Source organism: Streptomyces sp. HSW2009 (assembly GCF_040240285.1).
GTDB lineage: Bacteria > Actinomycetota > Actinomycetes > Streptomycetales > Streptomycetaceae > Streptomyces.
The window spans coordinates 1-3,243 of record NZ_JBEHZD010000725.1 but is presented as its reverse complement, the minus strand read 5'-3'; the positions used below and the strand labels follow the sequence as shown (position 1 = coordinate 3,243).

Here is a 3,243-nt window from a genome sequence, read left to right as displayed (position 1 = left end):
GGGGGGGGGGGGGGGGGGGGGGGGGGGGGGGGGGGGGGGGGGGGGGGGCGCGGGGGCGGGCGCGCCGCCCCCCCCCCCCCCCCCCCACTCCGCGCGGCAGCCGCACCTCCTTCGACGGAATGACACCCAGTAGGCATCATTCCGACATGCTGCACAGGACGCCCCGCCTCACCGCTGCCGACCATCACGTCCTGCACGAGATCCTCGCGATGCGCCGCGACCTGCTCGACGCCACACAGCGAGCACCCGCCAAGGAGATCCTCGGCCTACGGCGCCACCTGACCGCATCGGCCATCGCCGCCTCCAACGCGATCGAGGGATACGAGGTCGACGCCAGGGACGTAGCCGACCTCATGGACGACGCCCAGGAGAAGGTGGACGTCACCGAGGCGAACCGGGCGGAGACCGTCGCCTACCAGCAGGCGATGACCTACATCCAGTCCCTGCACGGCGCCCCCGACTTCGCGTACAGCAAGGGCCTGCTCAACGCCCTGCACTGGATGTTGCAGGGGCACCACCACCCGCAGAAGCCGGCCGGGCAGTGGCGGCGGGGCCCGATCTTCATCACCGCGGCCGGCGACCCGCACGCGACGGAGTACGAAGGGCCCCACGAGGACGAGGTGCCCGGTCTGATGGGTGAGCTGGTCGACTGGCTCAACACCGGCGACCTGGATGCCGACCCACTGGTCCGCGCCGCGATGGCGCACTTCAACCTCGTCAAGATCCACCCCTGGGCCGACGGCAACGGCCGCATGTCCCGCTCCCTCCAAACCCTGCTGATCTCCCGGGACGGCGTGCTCGCACCGGAGTTCTCCTCCATCGAGGCATGGCTGGGCATGCCGGGCCACACCTGGGACTACTACAAGGTGCTGCGCGAGGTCGGCGGGCCCGTCTACAGCCCGCAGCGGGATGCCGCGCCGTGGGTACGTTTCAATCTGCGCGCCTACCACGAGCAGACCCAGAGCGTGCAGCACCGCGTCGACCGGTCCAACGGCTGCTGGATCCAGCTCGACGAACAGCGCGTCGCACTCGACGTTTCCGAACGCCAGCTCACCGCCCTGCACGAAGTCGCGATGGCGGGACGGGTGCGCCGCTCGCGGTACGAGAAGGCGGAAGGGATCAGCGAGCAGCAGGCCCAACGCGACATGCAACATCTGATGCGGCGCGAGTTGCTGACGCCCGTCGGCAACACGAAGGGCCGCTACTACGTCCCCGGCGCTGGCTACCCGCGGGAAGTGCTGGCCACTGCTGCCGCCCGGCACATCATCCGTGACCCCTATGACGGTGCGGCCTGATCGTGCTCGGGGGCGAAGTCCGGGGTACGCCGGCGAGGGGCGCCGCGGCGGTCTGACGGGGCGGCCCAACAGGCCACCGAACAGTAGGTCCTGGTCGGAAGCAGCACCATACGGCCCCGCCCCCCAGCAAGGGCCTGAGCGACGGACGAGGCGGCCTGTACGCCGGGTTCTGTCTCCCCGTGGCCTTGCGGCGCCCGGGGGAGGCGGCCATCCATCTAGGGTCGCCGTTGCCGGCGACCTCGTGCGGTCTACCCGCGAACTCGGGCGGGCAGCCCTCAAGCGTTCGCGCAGGGTCGCCAATCGGCGGCCCCTCTTGACCTTGCTCCGGGTGGGGTTTACCTAGCCGTCCGAGTCACCTCGGACGCTGGTGGTCTCTTACACCACCGTTTCACCCTTACCGAACGCCTCGCGGCGCCCGGCGGTCTGTTTTCTGTGGCACTGTCCCGCGGGTCACCCCGGGTGGGCGTTACCCACCACCCTGCCGTGTGGAGCCCGGACGTTCCTCGGCGGGGACCCCCGGATTCCGTGGAATCCAAAAGCACCCGACGCGACCGCCCAGCCGACTCGTCCGTCGTGTCGACCATGCTACCCGCCGGCCGGGGCGCGTCGGCGCCGGTCACGCACCCCGTACGCGCCGGGCGCGGGGCGGGCGTGGGCGGGGGGCGGCGCGCCGGGGTGGTGCTCCCGCGCGGCTGAGCGGGCGGTGAACGCCCATGGCGCACCACCGCGCCGACCCGCAGAATCAGCCGCATGCGACCTGAGCCGGGGCTCCGCCGTGAACTGGGCACCTTCGACGCCGTCATGACCGGGCTCGGGGCGATGGTCGGCGCCGGGGTCTTCGCCGCCTTCGCGCCGGCCGCCGACGCCGCCGGCTCCGGGCTGCTGCTGGCGCTCGGCATCGCCGCGGTCGTCGCGTACTGCAACGCCACCTCGTCCGCCCGGCTCGCCGCCCGCTATCCGGCCTCCGGCGGCACCTACGTCTACGGGCGGGAGCGGCTCGGCCCGTTCTGGGGGCATCTGGCCGGGTGGGGGTTCGTGGTCGGCAAGACCGCCTCGTGCGCGGCGATGGCCCTGGTGGTGGGGGCGTACGCGGCGCCGGGGCACGAGCGCGTGGTGGCGGTGGCCGCCGTGCTCGTGCTGACCGTGGTCAACTGCCTGGGGGTGCGCAAGACCGCCTGGCTGACCCGGGCGATCGTCGCCGTGGTGCTGCTGGTGCTGGTCGCCGTGTGCGTCGCCGCCTGGAGCGGCGGTTCCCCGCGGGCACCGTGGGCGGCGGACGCCACGGCCGCCGAGGTCACGTTCGGCGGCGTGCTCCAGGCCGCCGGGCTGCTGTTCTTCGCCTTCGCCGGGTACGCCAGGATCGCCACGCTGGGCGAGGAGGTGCGCGACCCGCAGCGGACCATCCCGCGGGCGATTCCGCTGGCCCTCGGCATCGTGCTGGTGGTGTACGCGGCGGTGGGCGCCGCCGCGCTGGCCGCGCTCGGCCCCGGCGCGCTGGCCAGGGCGGGCGCCCCGCTCGCGGACACGGTGCGCGCGGCGGACGCGCAGTGGCTGGTTCCGGTGGTGCGGGTCGGTGCCGCGCTGGCCGCGCTCGGCTCGCTGCTCACCCTGCTCGTCGGCGTCTCCCGCACCACCTTGGCGATGGCCAGGGACCGGCACCTGCCCGGCGCGCTGGCCGCCGTGCACGCCCGGACGGCCACGCCCTACCGGGCGGAGCTCGCGGTGGGCGCCGTGGCGGCACTGGCCGCGGCCACGGTCGACCTGCGCGGCGCCATCGGCTTCTCCTCCTTCGGTGTCCTCGTCTACTACGCCATCGCGGGCGCCAGCGCATGGACGCTGAGCCCCGCCGAAGGCCGCCCGCCCCGGCTGGTGCCCGCGCTCGGGATCGTCGGCTGCGCGGCACTGGCCTGCACGCTGCCCGCGACCTCGGCCGTGGCCGGCGCCACGG

General features: G+C 73.9%; 2 protein-coding genes and 1 other RNA gene. 2 read left to right on the top strand and 1 reads right to left on the bottom strand.

Features of this window, described 5'->3' with window-relative positions; genetic code table 11:
* The first annotated feature begins 146 nt into the window (after positions 1–146).
* Positions 147–1,295, top strand: coding sequence for a Fic family protein (locus AAHZ94_RS31355; RefSeq protein ID WP_349997102.1), 1,149 nt, complete (start codon positions 147–149; stop codon positions 1,293–1,295).
* Positions 1,296–1,437: 142 nt separating this feature from the next.
* Here AAHZ94_RS31355 and rnpB read toward each other — a convergent pair.
* Positions 1,438–1,862: RNase P RNA component class A (gene rnpB / locus AAHZ94_RS31350), an RNA gene on the bottom strand.
* 183 nt (positions 1,863–2,045) lie between these two features.
* Between rnpB and AAHZ94_RS31345 the strand changes: the two genes are divergently transcribed.
* On the top strand, positions 2,046–3,243 hold a 1,198-nt coding region (locus tag AAHZ94_RS31345), incomplete at its 3' end, for an APC family permease (RefSeq protein WP_349997101.1).